Consider the following 23,487-nt stretch of genomic DNA (forward strand, 5'->3'; position numbering starts at 1 on the left):
AGGGGGAGGCGGGTGTACGGGGGGTGAAGGAGCGATCCCGGTACCGAACCGGAGCGTGGACTCCCGTATCTCCGGAGGCGCGGTGCGGGGGTGTGCCGGGTGGGTGGCGCCCGGTCCGCGCGGTTCGTGCCGCGCGGACCGGGGCCGTCAGGGGGTGCCGGCTCCTGCCAGGGTGGGTTCCCCGGCCAGTGCCGCGGTGTGCGCGTCCATGCGCTCCGCGGCGAGGATCGCGGCGGCGGTGTCGGCCCGGGAGGCGGCGACGAGCAGGGCGCGGCCCGCGAGGGCGTGGGCCCTGCGGTGCAGGTCCGGCGCGGACGAACCGCTCAGACCCGCGTGTCGTGCGGGCGGTGCGCCGCGCAGCCGCGCCACCTGCAGGGCGATCAGTTCGCCGGCCTCGGTGTCGCCGAGCTCGTCGGTGACGGCGAGCAGGGCGGAGAGGTGCCCGGCGAGCTGGATGTCCAGCTCGTCCTCGCGGGAGCGGTGCGGGTACGCGTCATGGGCGTCGTCGGCCATCCGGTGGACCGACTTGGTGCGGATCGGTTCGTACATGGGACGGCCTCCTGAGTGCTCTGGAGCCATCCTAGCTTAGATTCAGTCTAAAGTTGAGCGGGGTCCGGATGTGGCGTGCTACGGCTGGCTGTAGCCGTCCAGGAAGCGGCCGATCCGCGTCACCGCGTCCGCCAGGTCCGCGGCCGCCGGCAGCGTGACGATCCGGAAGTGATCGGGCTCGTGCCAGTTGAAGCCCGTCCCGTGCACCACCATGATCTTCTCGGCCCGCAGCAGGTCCAGGACCATCTGCCGGTCGTCCTTGATCTTGTAGACGTTCGGGTCCAGCCGCGGGAACAGGTACAGCGCGCCCTTCGGCTTCACGCACGTCACGCCCGGGATCTGCGTCAGCAGCTCGTACGCCGTGTCCCGCTGCTCCAGGAGCCGCCCGCCCGGCAGGACGAGGTCCTCGATCGACTGCCGGCCCTGGAGCGCGGCGGCCACCGCGTGCTGCGCCGGCATGTTCGCGCAGAGGCGCATGTTGGCGAGGATCGTGAGGCCCTCGATGTACGAGGAGGCGTGGTGCTTCGGGCCGCAGACCGCCAGCCAGCCCGAGCGGAAACCGGCCACCCGGTAGTTCTTGCTCATCCCGTTGAAGGTCAGGACGAGCAGGTCGGGGGCGATCGCGGCGGTGGGGGTGTGCGTGGCACCGTCGTAGAGGATCTTGTCGTAGATCTCGTCCGAGCAGATGACCAGGTTGTGGCGGCGGGCGATCTCCGTGAGGGAGCGGAGCATCTCGTCGTCGTAGACGGCGCCCGTCGGATTGTTCGGGTTGATGATCACGATCGCCTTCGTGCGATCGGTGATCTTCCGCTCGATGTCCGCCAGGTCCGGCATCCAGTCCGCCTGCTCGTCACAGCGGTAGTGCACGGCCGTACCGCCCGCGAGCGAGACCGACGCCGTCCACAGGGGGTAGTCGGGGGCCGGGACGAGGACCTCGTCGCCGTCGTCGAGCAGCGCCTGCATCGACATCTGGATCAGCTCGGAGACGCCGTTGCCGAGGTAGATGTCCTCGACGGAGAGCGGGATGCCCTTGGTTTCGTAGTGGCTCATCACCGCGCGGCGGGCGGAGAGCAGCCCCTTCGCGTCGCCGTAGCCGTGCGCCTCGGAGAGGTTGCGCAGCACGTCCTCGAGGATGGCGGGCGGGCACTCGAAGCCGAAGGCGGCCGGGTTGCCCGTGTTGAGCTTGAGGATGCGATGACCCGCAGCCTCAAGCCGCATCGCCTCTTCGAGCACCGGGCCCCGGATTTCGTAACAGACGTTGGCGAGCTTCGTGGACTGGATCACCTGCATGACGAGAGCTTACGGCCGGGGCGGCCGGGACGCTCCGTGTTCTGGGACACGTCGGACAGGGTCGAGGGGCGGACGCGGGGGCTTTCCGCTGATGAGAGCCGCCGAATAGGGGTCCTCCGTTCGGCGGGATAGGTTGGCCCGTCATGTGGGATCTCACTGCTTCCGGATGCCGGCGGCTCGGCGCGGCCGGGTCGCTCGCCGTCGCCGTGGGCGGCTGGGCCGCCGGATCGCTGCCGGTGCGCGGCGGCTGGGGACTGTGGGAGCCGCGCGGCTCGGCGCTCACCCTCGCCGGGGCGCTCCTCGCCTACCTCGGCCTGACGGTGCTCGTCGCCGCCTGGTGGCGGTACGGCGTGCTGCTCGCCCGGGGCGTACGGGACAGGGTGCTCACCACCCTGGCCTGGTGGACCGTCCCGCTGCTCCTCGCCCCGCCGCTCTACAGCAAGGACGTCTACAGCTACATCGCGCAGGGCGCCATGGTCCTCGAAGGGCACGACGTGTACGGGGGCGGGCCGTCCGTCCTCGGGCCGGGCGACCTCGGGGCGGACGCGGCCGCGAGCGTCGGCGGGCACTGGACCGACACCCCCGCACCGTACGGGCCCGCCTTCCTGGTCCTGGCGCAGCTGGTCGTGAGACTGACCGGGGGCGAGATCGTCCCCGCCGTGCTCGGCATGCGGCTGCTCGCGGTCGGTGCGCTCGCGCTGATCGTCTGGGCCGTACGGGGGCTGGGGGGCGGCCGTGGAGGTCGCGACGGTGCGCTGTGGCTGGCCGCCCTCAACCCGCTGCTGCTCATCCACGTCGTCGGCGGCATGCACAACGACGGTCTGATGATCGGACTGATGCTGGCGGGCGTGCTGCTCGCCGTGCGGGGCCGGTGGGTGCTCGGATGCGTCCTCGTGGGCCTCGCGATGATGGTCAAGTCGCCGGCGGCGGTCGCACTGCTCTTCATCGGCGTGATGATCGCGCGGCGGGACGGCGGCGGTGCCCGGGGCCTGGCGAAGGGGCTCGTGCTGCCGGGGCTCGTGGCGGGCGCCGTGGCGGCGATCGCGACGGTGCTCGCCGGGACCGGGTTCGGGTGGCTGCGGACGCAGAGTGTGGCCGGGTCGATCCACACGGCGCTGTCCGTGAGCAGCGATCTCGGCCTGGGGCTCGGACTGCTCCTCGGGGACGACCCCGACCCGGTGAAGGCGGTCGTGCAGAACCTCGGGCTGTTCGTCGCCGTGGTGCTCATCCTGGTGCTCGCGTGGCGGGCCTGGCGGGGGCTCCTCGACCCGGTGCTGGGCCTGGGTCTCTCGCTGGTCGGGCTGGTCGCGCTGTCGCCGATGGTGCAGCCCTGGTACCTGCTGTGGGGGACCGCCGTGGTGGCGTCGGTCGCCTGGCGGGGGCGGGCCGGTCAGGTACTGACGGTGTTCTCGGCGGCCCTCGTCTACGAGACGGCGCTCGACGGGCGGACACCCTGGTACGGGTTCGTGGTGGCCGGGGTGGTGCTGGCGGGCGGTCTGGTGTGGACACGCCGCGACCCGTGGGGCGAAGGGGCGTCGCCGCCCCTCCGCCCACTAGCGCGTGCGGCGGACTGACCTGCCCGCCAGGGCGGTCGTGCGCCTGCCGTCCTCCATCACGAACTCACCGCCGACCAGCACGTGCGGGATGCCTGTCGGGAGGGTGCGCGGGGACTCGTACGTCGAGCCCGCGGCCACCGTCGCCGGGTCGAAGAGGACCAGGTCGGCCACGTTGCCCTCCCTGATCACGCCCCGGTCCCGCAGACCCAGGCGGGCCGCCGGACGGGAGGTCAGATGGGCCACGCAGTCCTCCAGGGTGAGGACCCCGAGGTCCCGCACGTACCGGCCCAGGTACTGCGGAAACGTGCCGTACGCGCGCGGGTGCGGCTTCAGGCCCTGGAGGATGCCGTCCGAGCCGCCCGTGTGCACCCGGTGGCGCATGATCGTCCGGACGTTCTCCTCGTGGCCCACGTGCTGGAGGATCGTCGTCCCGAGCCGGTCCTCCAGGAGGAGCCGGCGGGCCGTCGCCCAGCCGTCCACCCGGCGACCCACCCGGTCCGCGAGGGCCCCGTCCGACACTCCCGAGACCTCGATCGTGTCCCAGTCCATCGGCACGCCGTGGCAGCCGTCCGAGCCGAGGACCTCCAGGTGGTGCCGGATGCGCTCCGCCGTCTCGTCGTCCCGGAGGCGGGCGAGCACCGCCTCCGGGCCGCCCTCGCTCGCCCAGCTCGGCAGCACGGCCACCAGGGTCGTACAGCCGGGTGTGTACGGGTACGTGTCGAGGCTGATGTCCGAACCCGCGTCCAGGGCCTCGTCCAGGAGGGCGAGGAGCTCGGGCGCCCTGCCCTCGTTCACGCCGAAGTTCATCGTGGCGTGGGCGAGGTGGAGGGCGCAGCCCGCCTCCCGGGTGAGCCGCACCATCTCCTCGTACGCCTCCAGGGCCCCGGCCCCGTACGAGCGGTGGTGCGGGCAGTAGTAGCCGCCGTACCCCGCCACGACCCGGCAGAGCTCCGTGAGCTCGGCGTCCTTCGCGTACATCCCGGGCGTGTACGTCAGGCCGGAGGACATGCCGACCGCGCCCTGCTCCATGCCCTCCGCGACCAGCCGGCGCATGTGGTCCAGCTCGGACTCCGTCGCCGGGCGGTCGTCCCAGCCGACGGCGTACATCCGCACCGTGCCCTGCGGGATCAGATACGCGGCGTTGACGGCTATGCCCCGGTCCAGCCGGTCCAGGTACTCGCCGACCGTGCGCCAGTCGAAGTCGATGTCGTCGCCGGAGCCGTTCCAGCCGGTGATCGCCCTGCGCACCTCGGCGAGCGTGCGGTCGTCGACCGGGGCGTACGAGAGGCCGTCCTGGCCCAGCACCTCCAGCGTCACGCCCTGTGCGGCCTTCGCGCTGTGGTCCGGGTCGCGGAGCAGTGCGAGGTCGCTGTGGGCGTGCATGTCGATGAAGCCGGGGGACAGGACGAGTCCCTCGGCGTCCACGACGCGGCGGGCGGTGGGGCGCTGGCAGCCGGCCGCCGCGCCCTCCTTCACGATCGCGGCGATCCGGCCGCCGTCGATCGCCACGTCGGCGCGGTAGGAGGCGCCGCCGGTGCCGTCGACGACCTCCGCGTCGCGGAAGACGAGGTCCATACCGACTCCTTCTAGAAGAACGTGCGGATGTAGTCGACGACCGTGCCGTCCGCCTCGACCAGCGGGATCAGCTGCCACTTGTCGAAGATCGTGCACGGGTGGGACAGGCCCATGCCGAGCCAGTCGCCGACCTCCAGATCGACGCCCTCCTCCGTCCGTACCCAGGCGTGCTGGTCGGAGAGGCCGGTGACGGTCAGGCCGTCGGCGGGGCGGATCTCGCCGGTGCGGGCGTCGCGGACCACCTGCGCCTCGGGGAGGTGCAGGTCGTGGGCGGCGTCGCGCTTGCCGGCGTTGGTGAACGCCTGCTCCGGGGTGGGACGCGAGACGACCTGCGACCAGAGGCGGAACGCGGGCTCCAGGGCGCCCTCGTCCGGGACCCGGTTGAAGGGGGTCCGCTCGCGGTACTGCCCGTCGTCGTGCGAGACGTACGCGCCGGACCGCAGCAGCTTCAGGACGGGCAGCGAGAGCCGGGGGATCTCCGCGAACACGTCCGCGACCGCGTCGAACCACTCGCTGCCGCCCGCGCTCACCACGACCTCGCCGATGGCGGGGTCGAAGCGGCCGGCCTTGTCGAAGTCGGCGGCGAGCGCGACCAGCCGGTGCAGCCACTCCCGGACCCGCTCGCCGTCGGCCCCGGGCATCGTGCCCTCGTAGCCGGCGACACCGACGAGCCGCAGGGTGGGGGCGTCCGCGACCGCGTCGGCGACGGCCGCGCACTCCGCCTCGGTCCGTACGCCCGTACGCCCCGTCGCGCCGGCCGCCAGTTCCACGACGACGTCCACGGGGCGGGTGGCGCCCGCGGCGCGCAGGGCCCCGTCCATCAGCTCGACGCCGCGCACGGAGTCGACGTAGCAGAGGAAGCGGAAGTCCGGGTCGGAGTCGAGCTCGCCGGCGACCCAGCGGAGCGCGACCGGGTCGACGACCTCGTTGGCGAGGAAGATCCGGGCGATGCCGTGGGCCCGGTAGACACGGGCCTGGTGGGGCAGGGCCGCGGTGATGCCCCAGGCGCCGTGCTCCAGCTGCCGGTCGAAGAGCTGCGGCGCCATGGAGGTCTTGCCGTGCGGGGCGAAGGCCAGGCCGTGGCGCTCGGCGTACGTCTCCAGGAGGCGGAGGTTGTGCTCGACGGACTCGGCGGAGAGGGCGAGGACGGGGGTGGTGAAGCCGCCGGTGAAGAGGTTGCGCCGCTGGGCGGCGAGCTCGCCGACGGTCAGGCCCTCGGCGTCCGGGGGCAGTGCCTTGAAGCGGTGGTCGACGCGCTCGTTCGCCAGGTCGGGCATGAGGCCTCCTCATCGAAGCGTTGCGAAGGGTGCAACAGTCATTGCGTATGTCGCTCAATGCTGTCTAGCATCCGGGCCAAGGCCGGGTCAATGGACCCCGCAGGAGCCGCAAGGGAGCGCCAGAGTGGCCGGAGAACCGCCCGTGGATGTCGTGTGCCTCGGCGAGTCCATGGTCACCTTCCTTCCCTCCCGACCGGGCCGCCTCGCCGACGTACCCGCCTTCGAGCGCGCGATCGGCGGCGCCGAGTCCAACGTCGCCTGCGCCCTGGCCGCCGCCGGCCACCGCAGCCGCTGGGTCGGCCGCGTCGGCCGGGACGGATTCGGCGACCACCTCGTCGAGACCATCGGGTCCTACGGCGTCGACGTCACCGCCGTCGACCGCGACCCCCGGCGCCCCACCGGCGTCTACTTCCGCACCGCCGCCGACCGCGCCACCGACGCCCACGAGGTCGTCTACTACCGCGCCGGATCGGCCGCCTCCGCGATGTCACCCGCGACCGTGCCCTACGAGACCGTCGCCGACGCCCGCGTCCTCCACCTCACCGGCATCACCGCCGCCCTCTCCGACGACTGCCTCGCCCTCATGCGCACCCTCACCGCGCCCCGGCCCGGCCGCCCCCTCGTCTCCTTCGACGTCAACTGCCGCCCCGGACTCTGGCGCGACGGCGCCGCCACCGCCGGCCCCGTCCTCCTGGAACTCGCCCGCCGGGCCGACCTCGTCTTCGTCGGCGCCGACGAGGCCGAACAGGCCTGGGGCCTCGACGACCCCGCCACGATCCGCGCGGCCCTGCCCGAACCCGCCGTCCTCGTCGTGAAACGGGGCGCCGACGGCGCGACCGTCCACGAACGCACCGGCCCCGGAACCGACACCGTCGTCCACGTGCCCGCCCCCCGCGTCGACGTCGTCGCGGCCGTGGGCGCCGGCGACGCCTTCGCCGCGGGATTCCTCTCCGCGACCCTCCGTGGACTCGACGCCACCGCCCGCCTCCGGCACGGCCACCTGCTGGCCGCCGCCGCCCTCACCGTTCCCGGCGACCTGGCCGCACCACCCCGCCGCTCCCACGCCGACCGGCTCGCGGCCCTCACCCCGACCGGCTGGGGCACACTTCACCTCGGCCCCGGCTGGACGGGGGACGACCAGGAGGGACGTACACCATGAGCCAGACCGTCGACCGGGCGCTCAGCATCCTGCCCTTGCTCGCACAGGGTCCCGCCGACCTCGGACAGGTCGCCGACCGGCTCGGCGTCCACAAGTCCACCGCCCTCCGCCTGCTGCGCACCCTGCACGAGCACGGACTCGTCTACCGCCAGCAGGACCAGCGGTACCGGCTCGGCGCCCGTCTCTTCGCGCTCGCGCAGGAGGCCGTCGAGAACCTCGACATCCGCGAGATCGCGCACCCCCACCTCGCCGCGCTCAACGAACGGATCGGGCACACGATCCACCTCGCCGTCTACGAGGAGGGCGAGGTCCTCTACATCGACAAGGTCGAGAGCCGCTACCCCGTCCGCATGTACTCGCGCATCGGCAAGCCCGTCGCGATCACCGTCGCCGCCGTCGCCAAGCTGCTCCTCGCCGACCTGCCCGAACCCGAGCGCCGCGCCCTCGCCGGCAAGCTCGACTACCCCCCGTACACGCCCCGTTCGACCCCGAACGCCGCCGCCTTCCTCAAGGAGCTGGCGACCGTACGCGAACAGGGCTGGGCCACCGACCTCGGCGGCCACGAGGAGTCCATCAACTGCGTCGGCGCGCCCATCCGCGGTGCCGACGGGCGCGTCGTCGCCGCGATGTCGGTCTCGGCGCCCAACGTGGTCGTCACGGCCGAAGAACTCCTCTCCCTCCTCCCGCAGGTGCGCCGCACCGCGGACGTCATCAGCCGGGAGTACTCCGGCACCTCCCCGAGCAAGGACAGCGCATGACCGACCAGAACCTCGACCTGTCGATCGAGAAGATCGCCCTCACGCCCGCCACCCACACCGCCCCGCCCGCGAAGTTCTCGCACGGAGTGAAGAAGGGCAACATCCTCCAGGTCGCGGGCCAGGTCGGCTTCCTGCCCGCCGTCGAGGGCCAGGCCCCGACCGTCGCGGGCCCGACCCTGCGCGAGCAGACCCTCCAGACCTTCGCCAACGTCAAGGCGATCCTCGAGGAGGGCGGCGCGAGCTGGGACGACGTGATGATGATGCGCGTCTACCTGACGGACGTGGACCACTTCGCCGAGATGAACGCGATCTACAACCAGTACTTCGAGGAGCAGGGCCTCAGGGCCCCCGCCTCCGCCCGCACCACCGTCTACGTCGGTCTGCCCCAGGGCCTCCTCATCGAGATCGACGCCCTCGCCGTCCTCGGCTGACCCGAGCACGCAGGCCGGAGCACTTACGGCCGGAGCACCCACGGCCGGCGCCCGTGCGGCCCGAGCACACAGGCCCGAGCACCCACGGCCCGAGCACGCACGGCCCGAGCACGCAGGCCGGAGCCCACGCGCCCGAACGGACCTGAACCGATCCACCCGAACCAGCCGCTCCACGGCACGGCGTTCTCCCCCGGAACGCCGTGCCGCGCTCCCCCCTACCCAAAAGCGAGGCCTCCCCCCGCCATGAACCCCGCCACGCCCCCGCACACCGGTGGACTGCTCCACCTCATACCCGGCACCGCCGGGCTGCTCACCGTCGCCGCCCTCGGCATCGCCGTCCTGCTCCTGCTGATCATCAAGATCCGGCTCCAGCCCTTCGTCGCCCTGCTCGCCGTCTCCATCGGCGTCGGCCTCGCCGCCGGCCTCTCCGTCACCGAACTCTTCGGCACCGTCCAGAAGTCCGCCGCCACCTCCGTCATCGAGACCGGCATGGGCGGCATCCTCGGCCACGTCGCGATCATCATCGGCCTCGGCACCATGCTCGGCGCGATCCTGGAGGTCTCGGGCGGCGCAGAGGTGCTGAGCAGCCGTCTCCTCGGCCTCTTCGGCGAGAAGCGCGCCCCCCTCGCGATGGGCCTCACCGGCCTCATCTTCGGCATCCCGGTCTTCTTCGACGTCGGCATCTTCGTCCTCGCACCGATCGTCTACGCCGCCGCCAAGCGGTCCGGCAAGTCGATCCTGCTCTACGCCATGCCGCTGCTCGCGGGTCTCTCCATGACCCACGCCTTCCTGCCGCCGCACCCCGGCCCGGTCGCCGCCGCCGGCCTCCTGCACGTCTCGCTCGGCTGGGTCATCCTGATGGGCGTCCTCGTCGGCGTCCCCGCCGTGCTCGCGGCCTGGGCGTACGCCGGCTGGATCGGCCGCCGGCTCTTCGTCGCGGTCCCGCAGGACATGGTCGAGGCCGCCGAGGAGGCCAGGGCCAAGGTCGCCGCCGAGCGGTCCGGCGGCACCGAGGCGCCCGTGGCGCTCTCCACCGTGCTCCTCATCATCGGCACCCCGCTGGTCCTCATCCTCGCCGCGACCTTCTCCTCCATCGCCCTGGACGAGTCCACCCTCCGCTCCGTCATCGAGTTCTTCGGCAGCCCCTTCGTCGCCCTGACGCTCGCCCTCTTCCTCGCGTACTGGCTGCTCGGCATCCGGCGCGGCTGGTCCCGGAAGTCCCTGGAGCAGGTGTCCACCTCCTCCCTCAAGCCGGTCGGCAACATCCTGCTCGTCGTCGGCGCGGGCGGGGTCTTCGGCGCGGTCCTCAAGGTGAGCGGCGTCGCCCAGGCGCTCTCCGACACCTTCCACGACGTCGGTCTCCCCGTCATCGTGCTCGCCTATTTCATCTCCCTGGTGCTGCGTGTCGCCCAGGGCTCGGCGACGGTCGCCATCGTCACCACGGCCGGCATCGTGCTGCCCCTCGTCGAGGGCGGCGACCACTCGCAGGCCTTCCTGGCCCTCGTCATCATGGCGATCTCGGCCGGCTCGATCTTCGCCTCGCACGTCAACGACGGCGGCTTCTGGATCGTCTCCAAGTACTTCGGCATCACCGAACGGGACACCCTCAAGTCCTGGACGGTGCTGGAGTCGGTGCTCTCCCTGGCCGGCTTCGCGGCGGCGGCCGTGCTGAGTCTGTTCGTCTGAGCGACCGGACCGTGACGCGGGGGCGCCCCGGCGGAATCCCGCCGGGGCGCCCTTCACGCGAACAGATCGTCAGGCCGCGCAGTACTGCGCCTCCTTGCCGATCGACCGGTACATGCAGTCGGCGTTCTCCAGGAGCTGGAGGACGGCGTCGCGGTTGCGGCTCGTCTCGCGCTCGATGACCTCGTCGGGCGGGTAGAAGCCGCCGCCGCCGGACGAGGACGGGTACATCTCGAAGGTGTACGCGAAGATCCGCTGCGCGCCCCACAGATAGTCGTCGATCGACCCGTCCGTGATGTAGAGGTCGCTGGACTGCTCGGGCGTGTAGCCGTTGCTGGCGGCCATCTTGCCGCCGACCGCAGCGAAGGCGTTCCGGTCATCGAGCGTCATGCCCGGAGCGGTGTTGGCCGTGGTCCAGCCGAAGGGCCAGAGCACGAGCTCGCTGTACGTGTGGAAGTCGATGGCCGCCGTGATCTGCTGCTTGCCGCCGACCACCCGGGAGCGCACGAAGTCGGCGACGACCTTGACCTCGGGGGCGGACTCGGGGGCTGTGCCGCGGTACGTCTCGGAGCTCTTGGAGCCCGAAGAGCCGCCGCAGCAGCCCCACTTGTAGTTCCAGTTCCGGTTCATGTCCGTACCGATGTACGAGGAGCCGGAGTTGGGCTGACGGTTCTTGCGCCAGCTGCGGTACGAGCCGCTCGCGATGTCGTACTCGCCGCCGTCCGGGTTGAGGTCCGGGACGATCCAGATCTCGCGCCCGTTCACGGCGTTGGTGATCCTGGAGTCGCTGCCGTACCCCGCCCCGAGCTCGCGGAGGAGATACAGCGCCATCTCGACGGTGAGGTGCTCGCGGGCGTGCTGGTGGTGGGTGAAGAGGACCTCGGGCTCGGCCTCGTCGGTGGCGACGTTGTCGCTGATCTTGATGGCGACGATGTCCCGGCCCTGGTACGACTTCCCGATCACCTGCTTGCGCATGATCGAGGGGTGGACGGCGAGCCGCTGGTCGATCTCCGCGTTCATCTCCGCGTGGTTGTGGTACTTCGCGTCGGCGGAGGGGAAGTCGAGCGGGCCGACCGCCTTGCCGCCCTCGGCGGTCCGGTCCGGCGGGCCTGGCAGGGCGACCGGCTTGTAGCCGAGCGCCTTGAGGTTCCTCAGCTGCTCGGTGTTGGCGCTGACCACGACCGACCGGGCGTCGACCTCGTCGATCGAGACGCCGGTGGCGGTCAGCGCGCTCCGGGCGGCCGGGGTGGAGGGTCCGGCGACCTCGTACTGCCGGATCACCTCGTCGGCACCGACGGCGATCCGGGCGGCGGCCGACGAGGGGTCGGCCCCGGCGGGTGTCGTGAGGGCGGACACGGGCGCCGCGAGGGCGAGCGCCACGAGGGCCGCGAGGGTGGCGGACCTTCTGCCGCGGATGGGACGTCGCATGCTGTCTCCTGGGTGGGGAGGGTGGGGGGTGCGACAAGCTCGTGCGGGTGCTCGGCGGCTCGATGCTCAGCCGCTCGGTGCTCGGTGCTCGGTGTTCGGTCGCTCGGTGCTCAGTGGCTCGGTGTTCGGTCGCGCGGTGTTCGGCGTTCGGCCACATGGTGAGCCCGTGTCATGGACCGGTCAAGATGGGGAGTTCGGCCATACTGTCCCCCGTGGGGACCCTCATCGGTAGATACGTCATCGAGCACAAACTAGGCGAAGGCGGCATGGGCACCGTCTATTTGGCCCGATCGCGCGGCGGGCGCGCCGTCGCCGTCAAGGTGGCCCGGCCGGAACTCGCCTCCGATCCCTCCTTCCGCGCCCGCTTCCGCGCCGAGGTCGCCGCGGCCCGTCAGGTCGGCGGCTTCCACACCGCCCAGGTCGTCGACGCCGACCCTGACGCCGAGGCGCCCTGGCTGGCCACCGCCTACATCCCCGGCCCCACCCTCGCGGCACTCGTCACGGCCGAGGGCCCGATGGACGAGGGACGGCTGCGCTCGCTCGGCGCCGCGCTCGCCGAGGCCCTGGAGGCCATCCACGCCTGCGGGCTGGTCCACCGCGACCTCAAGCCCGGCAACATCGTCATGGCCCCCGACGGACCCCGCGTCCTCGACTTCGGCATCGCCCGCGCGCTGGAGTCGACCCGGCTCACCGCCACCGGCTCCGCCTTCGGCACCCCCGGCTACCTCGCCCCCGAACAGGCCCTCGGCGAGGAGGTCACGGGCGCGGCGGACGTCTTCGCGCTGGGCGCGGTACTGGTCGCCGCGGCGGGCGGCCGCCCCTTCGGCGACGGAACGCCGATGGGCCTCATGTACCGCGCGGTGCACGAGGACCCGGACCTCGCCTCCGTACCCGAGTCGCTGCGCGCGCTGGTGGGCCGCTGCCTCGCGAAGGACCCGGCCGGACGGCCGACGCCGGAGGAGATCCTGGACGTGCTGGGAGAGGGGGCGCGGGACGGTACCGGGACGGCGCCGCCGCCGACGGTCCTCGACGCGCCCGCGACGCCGCACGATCCGGTACCGCAGAGGTTCGGGCCGGCGCGGGACTCGATTCCGCCGTCGTACGGTCCCGCGCGGGACTCGATTCCGCCGTCGTACGGTCCCGCGCGGGACTCCATTCCGCCGTCGTACGGTCCCGCGCCGGGTGTCGTCCCGTCGACACCCGTACCTCCACAGGCCGCGGTCCCGTCGCCGTACGCGTCTCCGTCTCCGCCTCTGCCTCCGCACGACTCGGTCCCACCGGGGTTCGGGCCGCCCACCCCCACCCTCTTCGTCCCGCCGCCGCCCGTAGCGCCCCCGCAGCCCGTGCCGGACTTCGTGGCCGCCGACAGCGTGTACGGGATCGTCGTCGACGGCGCCGGGATCTGCCTCCAGCTGCTCGACGACGAGGCGGAGTTCACCTGGCCCGAGATCGGAGCCGTACGGTACGAGCGGACCCGGCGGGGCCGGTGGCTGCGGATCGCCGTCGACCTCTACGACGGCACCAGCTACCTCTGCGAGATCGACGGCCGCCGGGCGGCCAGGGTCGAGGAGTGGGTCACCGGGCTCGACCGGGTCCTGACCCGGTTCCTGCCGAGGTGAGGCCCGCAGTCCGAGGTCCGCAGTCCGAGGCCCGAAGGCCCGAGGCCCGAAGGCCCGAGGCCCGAGGCCTGACGCCCACGCCCGACGCCTGACGCGCGAGAAGACGATGCGGCGCCGCCGGGAGACCGGCGGCGCCGCGGGTGGTGCGGGGTCGTTCCGTTACGGCAGGTTGTGGACGTGCGGGCCCACCGCGTTCGACCAGGCGTTGCCGGCCGTCGCGTCCCAGTTGGTCGACCAGGTCATGGCGCCCCGCAGGGTCGGCCAGGCCTGGGCCGGCTTGAAGGTGCCGCAGCTCGTGAGCTTGGTCAGGCAGTCGAGCGCGTTCTTCACGATCTGCGGGTCGACGTAACCGCTGCCCGCGCCCCGCGTGGAGGCGGGGACGCCCAGCCCGACCTGCGACGGGGAGAGACCGCCCTGGATCTGGATGCAGGCGAGCGCGGTGAGGAAGTCCACCGAGCCCTGGCTGTAGACCTTGCCGTCACAGCCGAGCATCGAACCGCTGTTGTAGTACTGCATGTTGACGACCGTGAGGATGTCCTTCACGGCGAGCGCGGTCTTGAAGTACTCCGTGCCCGTGTTCTGCATGTCGATGGTCTGCGGGGCCATCGTCAGGACCAGCGACGAACCGGCCTTGGCGGACAGCTGACGCAGCGCCTTGGTCAGGTAGGTCGAGTTGATGCCGTGCTCGAGGTCGATGTCGACGCCGTTGAAGCCGTACTCCTGCATGAGGGCGTACGCGCTGTTCGCGAAGGCGGTCGCGGAGGCGTCACTGTTGATCGTGACGTTCCCCTTCTCGCCGCCGACCGAGATGATGACGGACTTGCCCGCGGCCTTCTTCGCGGCGATGTCCGCCTTGAAGTCGGCGACCGAGGCGTAGCCGACGGCCGGGTCGAGGTTGAAGACGATCTGGCCGGCCGTGGTCGTCGAGTCGGCGAACGAGACGGCGATGATGTCGTACTGCGACTGCACGTCCCGCAGCTTCTGGACGGTGGCGCCGTTGTTGAAGTTCTGCCAGTAGCCGGTGAGGGCGTGCTTGGGCACGGCGGGGCCGGGGCCCGGGTCGGTGACCTTGGCGGTCCTGGCCGAGACGGCGCCGGACTTCGCGGACTCGCCCGCGGAGTTCGTCGCGGCGACCTGGAACTGGTAGGCCGTGTCGGCCGTGAGCCCGGTGATCGTGGCCGAAGTGCCGCTCACCGTCTGCGGGTTGCCGCCGTCCCGGTACACCTTGTAGCCCGTGGCGCCGGAGACCGCGCCCCAGCTCAGGTCGACCGAGGAGGAGGTGACGGTGCCCGCGGCGAGACCGGCCGGGGTGGACGGGACCACCGGGTCGGGGTCCTGGCCGCCGCCGCCGTCGGGGCCGAAGACGCTGACGTCGTCGACGGAGTACGGGGAGGTCCCGTACCAGCCGTGGGTGTAGATCTCGACCGAGGTGGTGCTCGCCCCGGTGGTGAACGTGGTCGTGAGCTGCTTCCAGGAGGCGCTGTCGGGCGTCCAGGTGGAGACGCTGCCGGAGCCGGTCCCGGTGTTGTTCGCGCCGAGGTAGGCGTAGCCGCCCTGGACCCAGGCGCTCAGCGTGTACGTCGAGTTGGGCTTCACGGCCACGGTCTGCGCGCACTTGGCGTTGTCGAGCCCGGCGGGGGTGGCCCGGAGCGCGCCGGCCCCGGTGCGGACCGGGGAGGAGACGGCGGCGCCGCTCCCGGCGGAACAGGACCAGTTGGCGAGGCCGTTCTCGAAACCGGCGTTCCTGGCGACGTTGACGTCGGCCGCCTGCGCGGTGCCGGCTCCGCCGACGAGGACGAGCCCGGAGCCGACGGCGAGCGCGATCGCTCCGCCGAGCCAGCGGCGTCCGTGCGGGCGGGTGGTGGTGCGGTCCACGTGCATCCTCCGGAGGGGAGTTGGGGATGTGGGGGATGTGGAGGTGCCGTACGTCGTCGTACGGAGGGGCTCGTACGGGGGTACGAGGCTGTACCGGGGGTAGGGGAGTGCAGAGGGTGCCCGAGGTGCCTCAGGTGTAGGCGGTACGGGCAAGTGCGGGCGGTACGGGAAGTGCGGGAGGTGCGGGCGGTACGGGGAGTGCGGACGGTGGCCACCGCTGTGGGGACAAGTTGGTCCAGACCAATCGCGTTGTCAAGACCTCTGGCAGCAAGCCCTGTTCGGAGCGGGTGACGGCAGCGCCGAAACAGGACGACGGGTCCGGGCCCCCGACCTCCAGGAAGGTCCGGGCTCCCGACCCCCAAGAAACGGGGACAGCTTGGCGGATTGTGTGTTCACCACCCCGGGGGACGTGGATAAGGTGCAGATGCGGCAGCACCCTGCGGTGATGCCGTGAACGCGGTAAGTGATCCGCGGCCCCCGGGACACCGGAGGCCGGAGGGGACGGGGGGTCCGACGTGCCGACAGCGATCGCGGTCACCAGTGCCGACCTGGCGCTGCCGCCGACCGACCCCGGAACCCCGCACGCCACCGTCCTCCCGGCCCCCGAGACCCAGTCGCTCGACGCCTCGATCGCCGACATGCAGCAGCTCATCGCGCGCTACGGACACGTGGTCGTCGTCTGCCCCACCTCCGCCCCGGCCGCCGTCGAGCAACGACTGCGCGCCGTCCGCGCCCTGCTCGAGAGCGACCGGATCGCCCTGGTCAGGACCGACCTGCCGCCCCTCGGAGCGGCCGTACTCGTCCGCCAGCTACGCCAGTTGGCGGGCTGCGCCTTCAGCCCCGGCGTCCTCGCCTCCGCCGCCCGGCTGCTCGCCCACTACATCTACGCCGGCGCCGTCCTCGGCTCCGTCTCCCGACTCGACCGCGTCCCCGTCAGCCTCGGCTCCCACCTCAAGGGCTGGCTGCCCGGCGCCCACTTCGCCGTACTCGCCGGGCCCACCGCGCAGATCACCCGCGTCGGCAGCGGCGAGGTGACCCTCCCCGGACCGGAGTTCACCACCGAACTCCTGCTCGCCCGCGGCCAGCTCCAGACCGACTGGCCCACGACCACCCTCGTGCCCGGATGGCGGATCCACGGCGCCGTCCTGGAGACACCGCTGCCCGAGGCCTCGCCCCGCTGGTGGGGGACGGGCAAGCTCGTCGAGTTCGCCGCCTACCTGCCCGACCTGCCCGTCCTCTACCAGCTCGTCTCCTCCGTACGGCGCGAGACCTGTCACTGGTGCGCGATGGACCTCATCGGCGACCGCTGCGGCTTCTGCGAGGCGCCCCTCCGGGTCGGAGCGGTGCCGGAGCAGGGCGGCCGCGCGCTGAACGGCGGCTCGGGCGCGGGCCGGCGCGAGGGAGACACGCGCGCCCTCGCGCCCGGAGCACACGCGACCCCGCAGGCGGGCGCACACCCGGCCCCGTACCAGGCCCCGCACCCGGCACACCAGGACCCGTACCAGGTCCATCCGGCCGGCCCGGCCTCCTCGTACACCGAGCTCACCCCCGTGAACGTGCAGGTGAACCCCACCCGTGCCCTGCCGTGAGCAGCCCCTCGCACCCCTCCGCGCCCCCTCCTCCCGCCCCCGACCGTCCGCTCCCGTCCGCCCCGGACCCACGTCTCCGATCGAGGTAGTACGGCCATGAACTCCCGCCAGCGCCGCGGCGTGATCCTGCTGCTGCTGTCCGTCCTGTGCGCGATCGGCGCCTTCGCCGGTGTGCTCGCCGTCATCAGCGACGTGAACTCCAAGGTCGGCCCGGAGACCACCGCGTACCGGATCAAGGACGACGTGGACCCGTACACCCCCCTGAAGTCGAGCCAGTTCGAGAAGATCACCATGCCGGAGCGCTGGCTCTCGGAGACCGCCGTCACCGACCTCCGTCAGATCGAGGGCCGGATCGCCGTCACCCGGCTCAAAGCCGGCTCGCTCCTGCAGTCCGACATGATCGTCGAGCAGCCCGAACTCCAGCCGGGCCAGCAGGAGATCGCGATCATGATCGACGCCGCCACCGGCGTCGCGGGGAAGATCACCGCGGGCTCCACCGTCAACATCTACGCCACCTTCGCGGGCGACAAGAAGGGCGAGGCCTCCCAGTCCCGCATGATCGTCGCCGGCGCCCGCGTCCTCGACGTCGGCAAGCTCACCCCCATCAGGGACAGGTCCCAGGGGTCGGCCCGCGCCAACGAGGCCGTACCGATCTCCTTCGCCCTCTCCACCCTCGACGCCCAGCGCGTCGCGTACGCCGAGTCCTTCGCCGAGCACGTACGCCTCGCCCTGGTCGCCCCCACCACCGGCGGCGCCCCCGCCGACCAGCGCGACCGCACCTACACGCTCGAAAAGGACAAGTGAGGCCGGTATGACCACCAGGATCCTGCCGGCCGTCGGCGACCCCGACGCGGCCCGGTCCGTCACCACGCTCATCGGGCAGCTCCCCGACGCCGAGCCCGCCCCGCCGGTCACCGACTCCACCCAGCTCGTCGACACCCTCGCGCGGCTCGCCGCCGCCTCCCTCGACGAACTTCCCGAGGTCGTCCTGGTCCATGAGCGGATCGGCCCCGTTCCCGCGCTCGAACTCGTCCGCGAGGTCGCCCTCCGCTTCCCCGCCGTCGGCGTCGTCCTCATCACCGCCGACGCGAGCCCCGTCCTGTTCTCCGCCGCCATGGACTCCGGCGCGCGGGGACTCGTCACCCTGCCCCTCGGCTACGAGGAGCTCGCCAGCCGCGTCCAGGCCGCCGCCCAGTGGTCCGTCGGCGTCCGCCGCCACCTCGGCGCGGGCGCCGACCAGGTCACCGGCCCCGGCGGCACCGTCGTCACCGTCAGCGGCGCCAAGGGCGGAGTCGGCGCCACCGTCACCGCCGTCCACCTCGCCCTCGCGGCCCGCGCCTCCGGGCGTACCGTCGCGCTCGTCGACATGGACCTCCAGAGCGGCGACATCGCCTCGTACCTGGACGTCCAGTTCCGGCGTTCCGTGGCCGACCTCGCCTCCATCGCCGACATCTCGCCGCGCGTCCTCCAGGACGCCGTCTACGTCCACGAGACCGGACTGTCCCTGCTCCTCGCCCCGGCGGAGGGCGAGCGCGGCGAGGAGGTCACCGACCGCGCCGCACGCCAGATCGTCAGCGCCCTGCGCGGCCGGCACGAGGTCGTCGTCGTCGACTGCGGCTCCCAGCTCAACAGCGCCAACGCCGCCGCGATCGAGATGGCCGACACCGCCGTCCTCGTCGCCACGCCGGACGTGGTCGCGGTCCGGGCGGCCAAGCGGACCGTACGCATGTGGGAAAGGCTCCAGGTCCGCAAGGCCGAGGAGACCGTGACCCTGGTCAACCGGCACCACCGCTCCACCGAGATCCAGCCGCCCCTCGTCCAGAAGATCACCGGCACCCGGGTCGCGGGCGTCGCCGTCCCCGCCCACTTCAAGGAGCTCCAGGCGGTCGTCGACGCGGGCAGGCTGCACGAGCTCGACGCCAAGTCGACCGTCAAGCAGGCGCTGTGGGCCCTCGCGGGCGAGCTGGGCCTGGTCCAGGCCCCGTCCGCGGCCCCGGCGGCCGGACAGCCCGGCAAGCAGCTCGCGCGGGCGGGCGACCGGGGCTCGCTGGGGCTGCGGCGCCGCGCCGGAGGGCGCTGAACCATGCGTATCCACCAGGGCTCGGGCAGGGACGACAGGGGGCAGGTGGCGGTCGAGTTCCTCGGCATGGTGCCGCTGATCCTGCTCACCCTCGCGCTGCTCTGGCAGGTCGTCCTGGTCGGATACACGTACACGCTCGCGGGGAACGCGGCGGACGAGGCGGCCCGTGCGTGCGCCGTCGGCGACGACGGGGCCGCGGCCGCCGGCCGCCACATCGGCGGCGCCTGGAGCGTCTCCGGCGCGGCCTGCGAGACGAGCGGCGGCATGGTCCACGTCCGGGTCTCCGTCGAGGTGCCGGTCCTCGTCCCGGGGCTCGGCGGGTTCTTCCCGGTGGAAGGCAAGGCCGGCGCCGTGGACGAGAGGGGTCTCACGCGATGAGGAGCGACCCGTGCACGGGGCGCCGCGACCGCGGCCAGGCCGCCATCGAGTACCTCGGCTTCCTGCCCATCCTGCTGATCGTCGGCCTCGCCGGGCTCCAGCTCGGCATCGCCGCGTACGCCGCGCAGCAGGCGGGCACGGCGGCCCGCGCGGCCGCGCGGGCGGAGAGCAGCGACGCGGAGGACGGGCCCGACGCCCAGGCGGCCGCCGACGCCGCCGTGAGCGGCTGGGTCGATCCCGCCGTGGACCCCTCTCGTGGGGGCGACGAGGTCACCGTCACCGTGACCGTGACGATCCCGTCCGTCGTGCCCTTCGTGCGGGACTTCGGCGAAGTGAAGAAGACCGCCACCATGCCCCTGCCCGACGAGGAGGACGAGTGAGAAGGGACGACGAATCATGAGTCTGCGAGCCCGGATCAACGCCCCCGAGGACCACGGCGGCAACGCCGCCGCCCGGGAGGACGGTCACCTCGTCGCCGCCTTCCGCGCCAAGCTCCTGGAGGAGATCGACCTCACCGAGATGTCCGCGCTGGCGGCCGCCGAGCGGCGGGCCCGTCTGGAGCGCGTCCTCGGGCACATCATCAGCCGGGAGGGGCCCGTCCTCTCCACCGCCGAGCGGGCCCAGCTGATCCGCCGGGTCGTCGACGAGGCCCTCGGTCTCGGCGTGCTCGAACCGCTCCTCGAAGACGCCTCGATCACCGAGATCATGGTCAACGGCCCCGACCAGATCTTCATCGAGCGGGCCGGCCGCGTCGAACTGCTGCCGCTCCGCTTCGCCTCCCACGACCAGCTGATGCAGACCATCGAGCGGATCGTGTCCACCGTCAACCGGCGGGTCGACGAGTCGAACCCGATGGTCGACGCCCGGCTGCCGTCCGGCGAGCGCGTCAACGTCATCATCCCGCCGCTCTCGCTCACCGGGGCGGCCCTCACCATCCGCCGCTTCCCCCGGGCGTACACGCTGCACGAGATGATCGGCCTCGGGTCGCTCGACGAGCAGATGCTGATGCTGTTGTCGGGACTGGTTCAGGCCAAGTTCAATCTGATCGTCTCGGGTGCCACGGGTACCGGGAAGACCACCCTCCTCAACGCCCTCTCGGGTCTCGTCCCCGACGGCGAGCGGATCATCACCATCGAGGACTCGGCCGAACTCCAGCTCCAGCAGTCCCACGTGATCCGGCTCGAAGCCCGCCCGCCGAACATCGAGGGCCGCGGAGCCATCTCCATCCGCGACCTCGTCCGCAACTCGCTCCGCATGCGCCCCGACCGGATCATCGTCGGTGAGGTCCGCGGCGGCGAGACCCTCGACATGCTCCAGGCGATGTCCACCGGCCACGACGGCTCGCTCGCCACCGTCCACGCCAACTCGGCCGAGGACGCCCTGATGCGGCTCCAGACGCTGGCGTCGATGTCGGAGGTCAAGGTGCCGTTCGAGGCGCTCCGGGACCAGATCAACAGCGCCGTGGACGTCCTCGTCCAGCTCACCCGGCACCCCGACGGCACCCGCCGGATCACCGAGATCTCCGTCCTCGCCTCGCACGGGCGCGAGCGCTTCCTGCTCGCCACGGTGTGCCGCTTCCAGGCGCAGCCGGTGGCCGCGGACGGGCGGGTGTACGGGCGGTTCACCTACCACCCGCTGCCGAGGCGGGTCGCCGAACGGCTCTACCTGGCGGGCCAGCCCATCCCGCAGGCCTTCGGCGTGGCCGTGACGGAAGCCCACCTCACCACCCGCGAAGCCGACTGATGCCGACGAGAGCCGACGAGGAGCAAGGCACATGACCGACCCCTTCTGGCTGACGATCGGCGTCGCGCTGCTCTGCTGCGTCCTGGGCATCACCGGGATCCAGCTGTACGCGAGCGGGGCGCGCCGGCACGCGGCGCTGGTCGCGCGGCTCGACGAGTCGGGCGCGCCCGAGGCGACCGGCCGTCGCAGGCGCCGCTTCCAGGGCGTCGACCGGCGGGTCCGCCGGACGGCCCTCGGCCGGAAACTGGAGCTGCGGATCGCGGCCACCGGCCTCGACATCACCCCGGGCGAGTTCACGGTGGCCCTGGCGGCGACGGTGGCCGTCCTGTGGGTGGTCGGCCAGGCGGCGCTGTCACCGTTCTTCGGCCCGATCTGCGGACTCCTCGGGATCTGGGTCGCGATGGGCTACCTCGGCTGGCAGCGCCAGAAGCGCATCGAGAAGTTCATCAACCAACTCCCCGAACTCTCCCGCATCCTGGCCAACGCCACACAGGCCGGCCTCGCGCTCCGGATGGCCCTCAGTCTGGCCGCCGACGAGATGGAGGCGCCGGCCGGGGACGAACTGGAGAAGGTGGCACAGCAATTGTCCGTCGGCACGTCGCTCGACGACGCCCTGGGGGAACTCGCCGAACGCCTCCCGTCCCGCGAACTCGTCGTCCTCGTCACCACCCTGGTCCTCGCCAACCGGGCCGGCGGCACCGTCGTCTCCTCCCTGCGGAACCTCACCGAGACGCTGGAGGAGCGCAAGGAGACCCGGCGCGAGGTCCGCACCCAGCTCTCGCAGGTGAGCATGACCGCGTACTCCGTCCCCGTCATCGGTGTCGGTTCGCTGCTGCTCATCGACAACATGCAGCCCGGAGCGCTGGACCGGATGACCGGTTCGGGCCTCGGGCAGTTCGCCGTCGTCGCCGCGTTCGCCCTGTACGTGGTGGGCTTCATCGCCATCCGCCGCTTCTCGAAGATCGACGTGTAGGGACGGGACTGCCGCAGTGGACCTCCTCCTCGCCCTCCTCGCGGGCCTCGCCGTCGCCGGGGCCGCGTACGGCCTGCGCCTCTACCGCGCCGACGCCAGGCTCCCCGACGACCTCCGGCTCGCCCTGGAGGTCGGCGCCACCCGTACGGGGGCCGTCGACTCGGCCGTCGACCGCCTGGGCATGCGCTGGTCGCCGACCGTGCTCCGGCTGATGGGCCCCAAGCGGGTCAACGCCGTCCGGCGCCGGATCGACCTGGCCGGAAACCCGGGAGGCCTGACGATCGACCGGTACGGGGCGCGGCGGGCGGTCTACGGCTTCCTGGGCGTCCTGGGCGGCCTGCTCATGCTGAGCAGGGGATCCTTCCTGGTGGCCGTGCTCCTCTTCGCGTTCGGCGCGTTCTGGACGGAGGTCGGCATCTGGTCGGCGGTCCGCATCCGCAAGGACCAGATCGAACGCACGCTGCCGGACTTCCTGGACGTGCTGGCCGTCGTGGTCTCGGCGGGCCTTGGCTTCCGGCAGGCGCTGGAGCGGGTCGCGGAGAAGTACGAGGGCCCGTGGGCGGACGAACTCCGCATCACGCTCCGGCAGATGGACATGGGCGTGAGCCGCCGCCAGGCCTTCGACGAACTGCGCCGCCGGAACGACTCGGAGCAGGTGGCGCAGTTCGTGACGGCGCTGCAGCAGGGCGAGGAGCTGGGTGCGCCGATCGTGGACACGCTGATACAGATCGCGAACGACATGCGGCGCACGGACGCGCAGAACGCGCGCAGGAAGGCGGCGAAGGCGGTCCCGAAGGCGACGATGGTCATCACGACGCTGATGGTTCCGGCGACGATGATCCTGCTGGGGGCGGGCCTGTTCCTGGGCACGGGAACGGACTTCGGGTCGGTGACGGGGGAGTGAGGGCGGCCTCGGTGGGCTCGGCGGCCTCGGCGGCCTCGGCGAGGCTCGACTGTCCGAATGTGGCCGCACTGTGAGACGACCCCTTCGCGCGTGCAACGGAGTGTGGAACAGTGGGGACGGAGTGTGAGGGGGGTGGGAGTGATGGACGTGAACAGCCGCACGGTCGCGACGACTTGCGGGATCACGAAGGGGCCGGTCAGGAGCCACGGCGACCCCGTGAACCGCACCGACCGAATCTTCGCCAAACTCCCCACCCACACCCGTACCGAGGCCATAGCCTCATTGCTGGGCTCCAGGCCCACCCGATGACCAGGGCCCACAGAGGGGCCCACGGGCCCTGTGCGCCGACCGGAGCGTCGGCGTACCGTGACCGTGCGCAGGCGTCCGAACGCGGAGGGGACCACGATGAACGACGCGATGCTGAAGGCCCTGACCAAGGCCAAGCTCGAACTTGCCACTTGGACGAGGTCCAGGGACGGCGACCGCGGGCAGACGGCGGTGGAGTATCTGGGGATCATTGTGGTGGTGGTGGCGATCGTTGTGGCGATCACCGGCACGGAGCTTGGCGACACGATCATGGATGCGATCAGGAACAAGATTGCCGAGCTGACGGACTAGCT

General features: G+C 72.1%; 21 protein-coding genes. 15 read left to right on the forward strand and 6 right to left on the reverse strand.

Going from position 1 to position 23,487, the window contains the following annotated elements; translation table 11 throughout:
* Nucleotides 1–147 precede the first annotated feature (147 nt).
* Together ACZ4XX_RS09650 and ACZ4XX_RS09655 are read right to left on the reverse strand one after the other, a co-directional pair.
* Nucleotides 148–549, reverse strand: a complete 402-nt coding sequence (locus tag ACZ4XX_RS09650; RefSeq protein ID WP_468507393.1) for an SCO4983 family protein — start codon at nucleotides 547–549, stop codon at nucleotides 148–150.
* Nucleotides 550–627: 78 nt separating this feature from the next.
* Nucleotides 628–1,839 carry a pyridoxal phosphate-dependent aminotransferase gene (locus ACZ4XX_RS09655; protein ID WP_073909900.1) on the reverse strand — a complete coding sequence of 404 codons (1,212 nt, stop codon included), beginning with the start codon at nucleotides 1,837–1,839 and terminating at the stop codon, nucleotides 628–630.
* A gap of 143 nt (nucleotides 1,840–1,982) precedes the next feature.
* Between ACZ4XX_RS09655 and mptB the strand changes: the two genes are divergently transcribed.
* A complete protein-coding gene (gene mptB, locus ACZ4XX_RS09660) occupies nucleotides 1,983–3,413 on the forward strand; it encodes a polyprenol phosphomannose-dependent alpha 1,6 mannosyltransferase MptB (protein WP_468507394.1) in 1,431 nt (476 codons plus the stop codon).
* On the opposite strand, the gene ACZ4XX_RS09665 is transcribed toward mptB, so the two are convergent.
* Both ACZ4XX_RS09665 and ACZ4XX_RS09670 read right to left on the reverse strand, forming a co-directional pair.
* Complete coding sequence (locus tag ACZ4XX_RS09665; RefSeq protein ID WP_468507395.1) at nucleotides 3,393–4,970, reverse strand: N-acyl-D-amino-acid deacylase family protein; 1,578 nt, start codon at nucleotides 4,968–4,970, stop codon at nucleotides 3,393–3,395. The two genes, mptB and ACZ4XX_RS09665, sit on opposite strands and share 21 nt — an antisense overlap.
* An 11-nt stretch (nucleotides 4,971–4,981) precedes the next feature.
* Nucleotides 4,982–6,247 carry an alanine racemase gene (locus ACZ4XX_RS09670; protein WP_468507396.1) on the reverse strand — a complete coding sequence of 422 codons (1,266 nt, stop codon included), beginning with the start codon at nucleotides 6,245–6,247 and terminating at the stop codon, nucleotides 4,982–4,984.
* A gap of 124 nt (nucleotides 6,248–6,371) precedes the next feature.
* Between ACZ4XX_RS09670 and ACZ4XX_RS09675 the strand changes: the two genes are divergently transcribed.
* The 4 genes from ACZ4XX_RS09675 (at nucleotide 6,372) to ACZ4XX_RS09690 (ending at nucleotide 10,281) form a co-directional block, all read left to right on the forward strand.
* A complete protein-coding gene (locus tag ACZ4XX_RS09675; RefSeq protein ID WP_468507397.1) occupies nucleotides 6,372–7,406 on the forward strand; it encodes a sugar kinase in 1,035 nt (344 codons plus the stop codon).
* Nucleotides 7,403–8,164, forward strand: a complete 762-nt coding sequence (locus ACZ4XX_RS09680) for an IclR family transcriptional regulator (RefSeq protein ID WP_468507398.1) — start codon at nucleotides 7,403–7,405, stop codon at nucleotides 8,162–8,164. Before ACZ4XX_RS09675 ends, ACZ4XX_RS09680 begins: the two co-directional genes overlap by 4 nt.
* Nucleotides 8,161–8,595, forward strand: coding sequence for a RidA family protein (locus tag ACZ4XX_RS09685; protein ID WP_468507399.1), 435 nt, complete (start codon nucleotides 8,161–8,163; stop codon nucleotides 8,593–8,595). The genes ACZ4XX_RS09680 and ACZ4XX_RS09685 overlap by 4 nt, the downstream gene beginning before the upstream one ends.
* A 243-nt stretch (nucleotides 8,596–8,838) precedes the next feature.
* Nucleotides 8,839–10,281, forward strand: coding sequence for a GntP family permease (locus ACZ4XX_RS09690; protein ID WP_468507400.1), 1,443 nt, complete (start codon nucleotides 8,839–8,841; stop codon nucleotides 10,279–10,281).
* A gap of 69 nt (nucleotides 10,282–10,350) precedes the next feature.
* On the opposite strand, the gene ACZ4XX_RS09695 is transcribed toward ACZ4XX_RS09690, so the two are convergent.
* The gene (locus tag ACZ4XX_RS09695; protein ID WP_468507401.1) at nucleotides 10,351–11,706 is read right to left on the reverse strand and encodes a M14 family metallopeptidase; all 1,356 of its coding nucleotides are present in this window, start codon (nucleotides 11,704–11,706) and stop codon (nucleotides 10,351–10,353) included.
* A 185-nt stretch (nucleotides 11,707–11,891) separates the two neighbouring features.
* Here ACZ4XX_RS09695 and ACZ4XX_RS09700 point away from each other — a divergent pair, with 185 nt between their 5' ends.
* The gene (locus ACZ4XX_RS09700; protein WP_468507402.1) at nucleotides 11,892–13,325 is read left to right on the forward strand and encodes a serine/threonine-protein kinase; all 1,434 of its coding nucleotides are present in this window, start codon (nucleotides 11,892–11,894) and stop codon (nucleotides 13,323–13,325) included.
* Between the two features lie 159 nt (nucleotides 13,326–13,484).
* Here the strand turns inward: ACZ4XX_RS09700 and ACZ4XX_RS09705 are convergent, their stop codons facing one another.
* Entirely contained in the window at nucleotides 13,485–15,200 is a 1,716-nt protein-coding gene (locus tag ACZ4XX_RS09705) for a chitinase (RefSeq protein ID WP_468507403.1), read from the reverse strand.
* A gap of 515 nt (nucleotides 15,201–15,715) precedes the next feature.
* Here ACZ4XX_RS09705 and ACZ4XX_RS09710 point away from each other — a divergent pair.
* From ACZ4XX_RS09710 to ACZ4XX_RS09750, 9 genes are all read left to right on the forward strand, one after another.
* On the forward strand, nucleotides 15,716–16,789 hold the full coding sequence (locus ACZ4XX_RS09710; protein ID WP_468507404.1) for a hypothetical protein: 1,074 nt from the start codon (nucleotides 15,716–15,718) through the stop codon (nucleotides 16,787–16,789).
* Nucleotides 16,790–16,885: 96 nt separating this feature from the next.
* A complete protein-coding gene (gene cpaB / locus ACZ4XX_RS09715) occupies nucleotides 16,886–17,593 on the forward strand; it encodes a Flp pilus assembly protein CpaB (protein WP_468507405.1) in 708 nt (235 codons plus the stop codon).
* A gap of 7 nt (nucleotides 17,594–17,600) precedes the next feature.
* Entirely contained in the window at nucleotides 17,601–18,869 is a 1,269-nt protein-coding gene (locus ACZ4XX_RS09720; RefSeq protein ID WP_468507406.1) for an AAA family ATPase, read from the forward strand.
* A gap of 3 nt (nucleotides 18,870–18,872) precedes the next feature.
* On the forward strand, nucleotides 18,873–19,247 hold the full coding sequence (locus ACZ4XX_RS09725; RefSeq protein ID WP_468507407.1) for a TadE/TadG family type IV pilus assembly protein: 375 nt from the start codon (nucleotides 18,873–18,875) through the stop codon (nucleotides 19,245–19,247).
* Nucleotides 19,244–19,627, forward strand: a complete 384-nt coding sequence (locus tag ACZ4XX_RS09730; protein WP_468507408.1) for a TadE/TadG family type IV pilus assembly protein — start codon at nucleotides 19,244–19,246, stop codon at nucleotides 19,625–19,627. Before ACZ4XX_RS09725 ends, ACZ4XX_RS09730 begins: the two co-directional genes overlap by 4 nt.
* Nucleotides 19,628–19,643: 16 nt before the next feature.
* Nucleotides 19,644–20,990 (forward strand): CpaF family protein, encoded by a 1,347-nt coding sequence (locus ACZ4XX_RS09735; RefSeq protein WP_468507409.1) that lies wholly within the window; start codon nucleotides 19,644–19,646, stop codon nucleotides 20,988–20,990.
* A 31-nt stretch (nucleotides 20,991–21,021) separates the two neighbouring features.
* Nucleotides 21,022–21,963 carry a type II secretion system F family protein gene (locus ACZ4XX_RS09740; protein ID WP_468507410.1) on the forward strand — a complete coding sequence of 314 codons (942 nt, stop codon included), beginning with the start codon at nucleotides 21,022–21,024 and terminating at the stop codon, nucleotides 21,961–21,963.
* Between the two features lie 16 nt (nucleotides 21,964–21,979).
* A complete protein-coding gene (locus ACZ4XX_RS09745) occupies nucleotides 21,980–22,867 on the forward strand; it encodes a DUF5936 domain-containing protein (RefSeq protein ID WP_468507411.1) in 888 nt (295 codons plus the stop codon).
* A gap of 405 nt (nucleotides 22,868–23,272) precedes the next feature.
* Complete coding sequence (locus tag ACZ4XX_RS09750; RefSeq protein WP_468507412.1) at nucleotides 23,273–23,485, forward strand: Flp family type IVb pilin; 213 nt, start codon at nucleotides 23,273–23,275, stop codon at nucleotides 23,483–23,485.
* Nucleotides 23,486–23,487: the final 2 nt, after the last annotated feature.

The sequence above is a fragment of the Streptomyces sp. NPDC029956 genome, assembly GCF_055574655.1.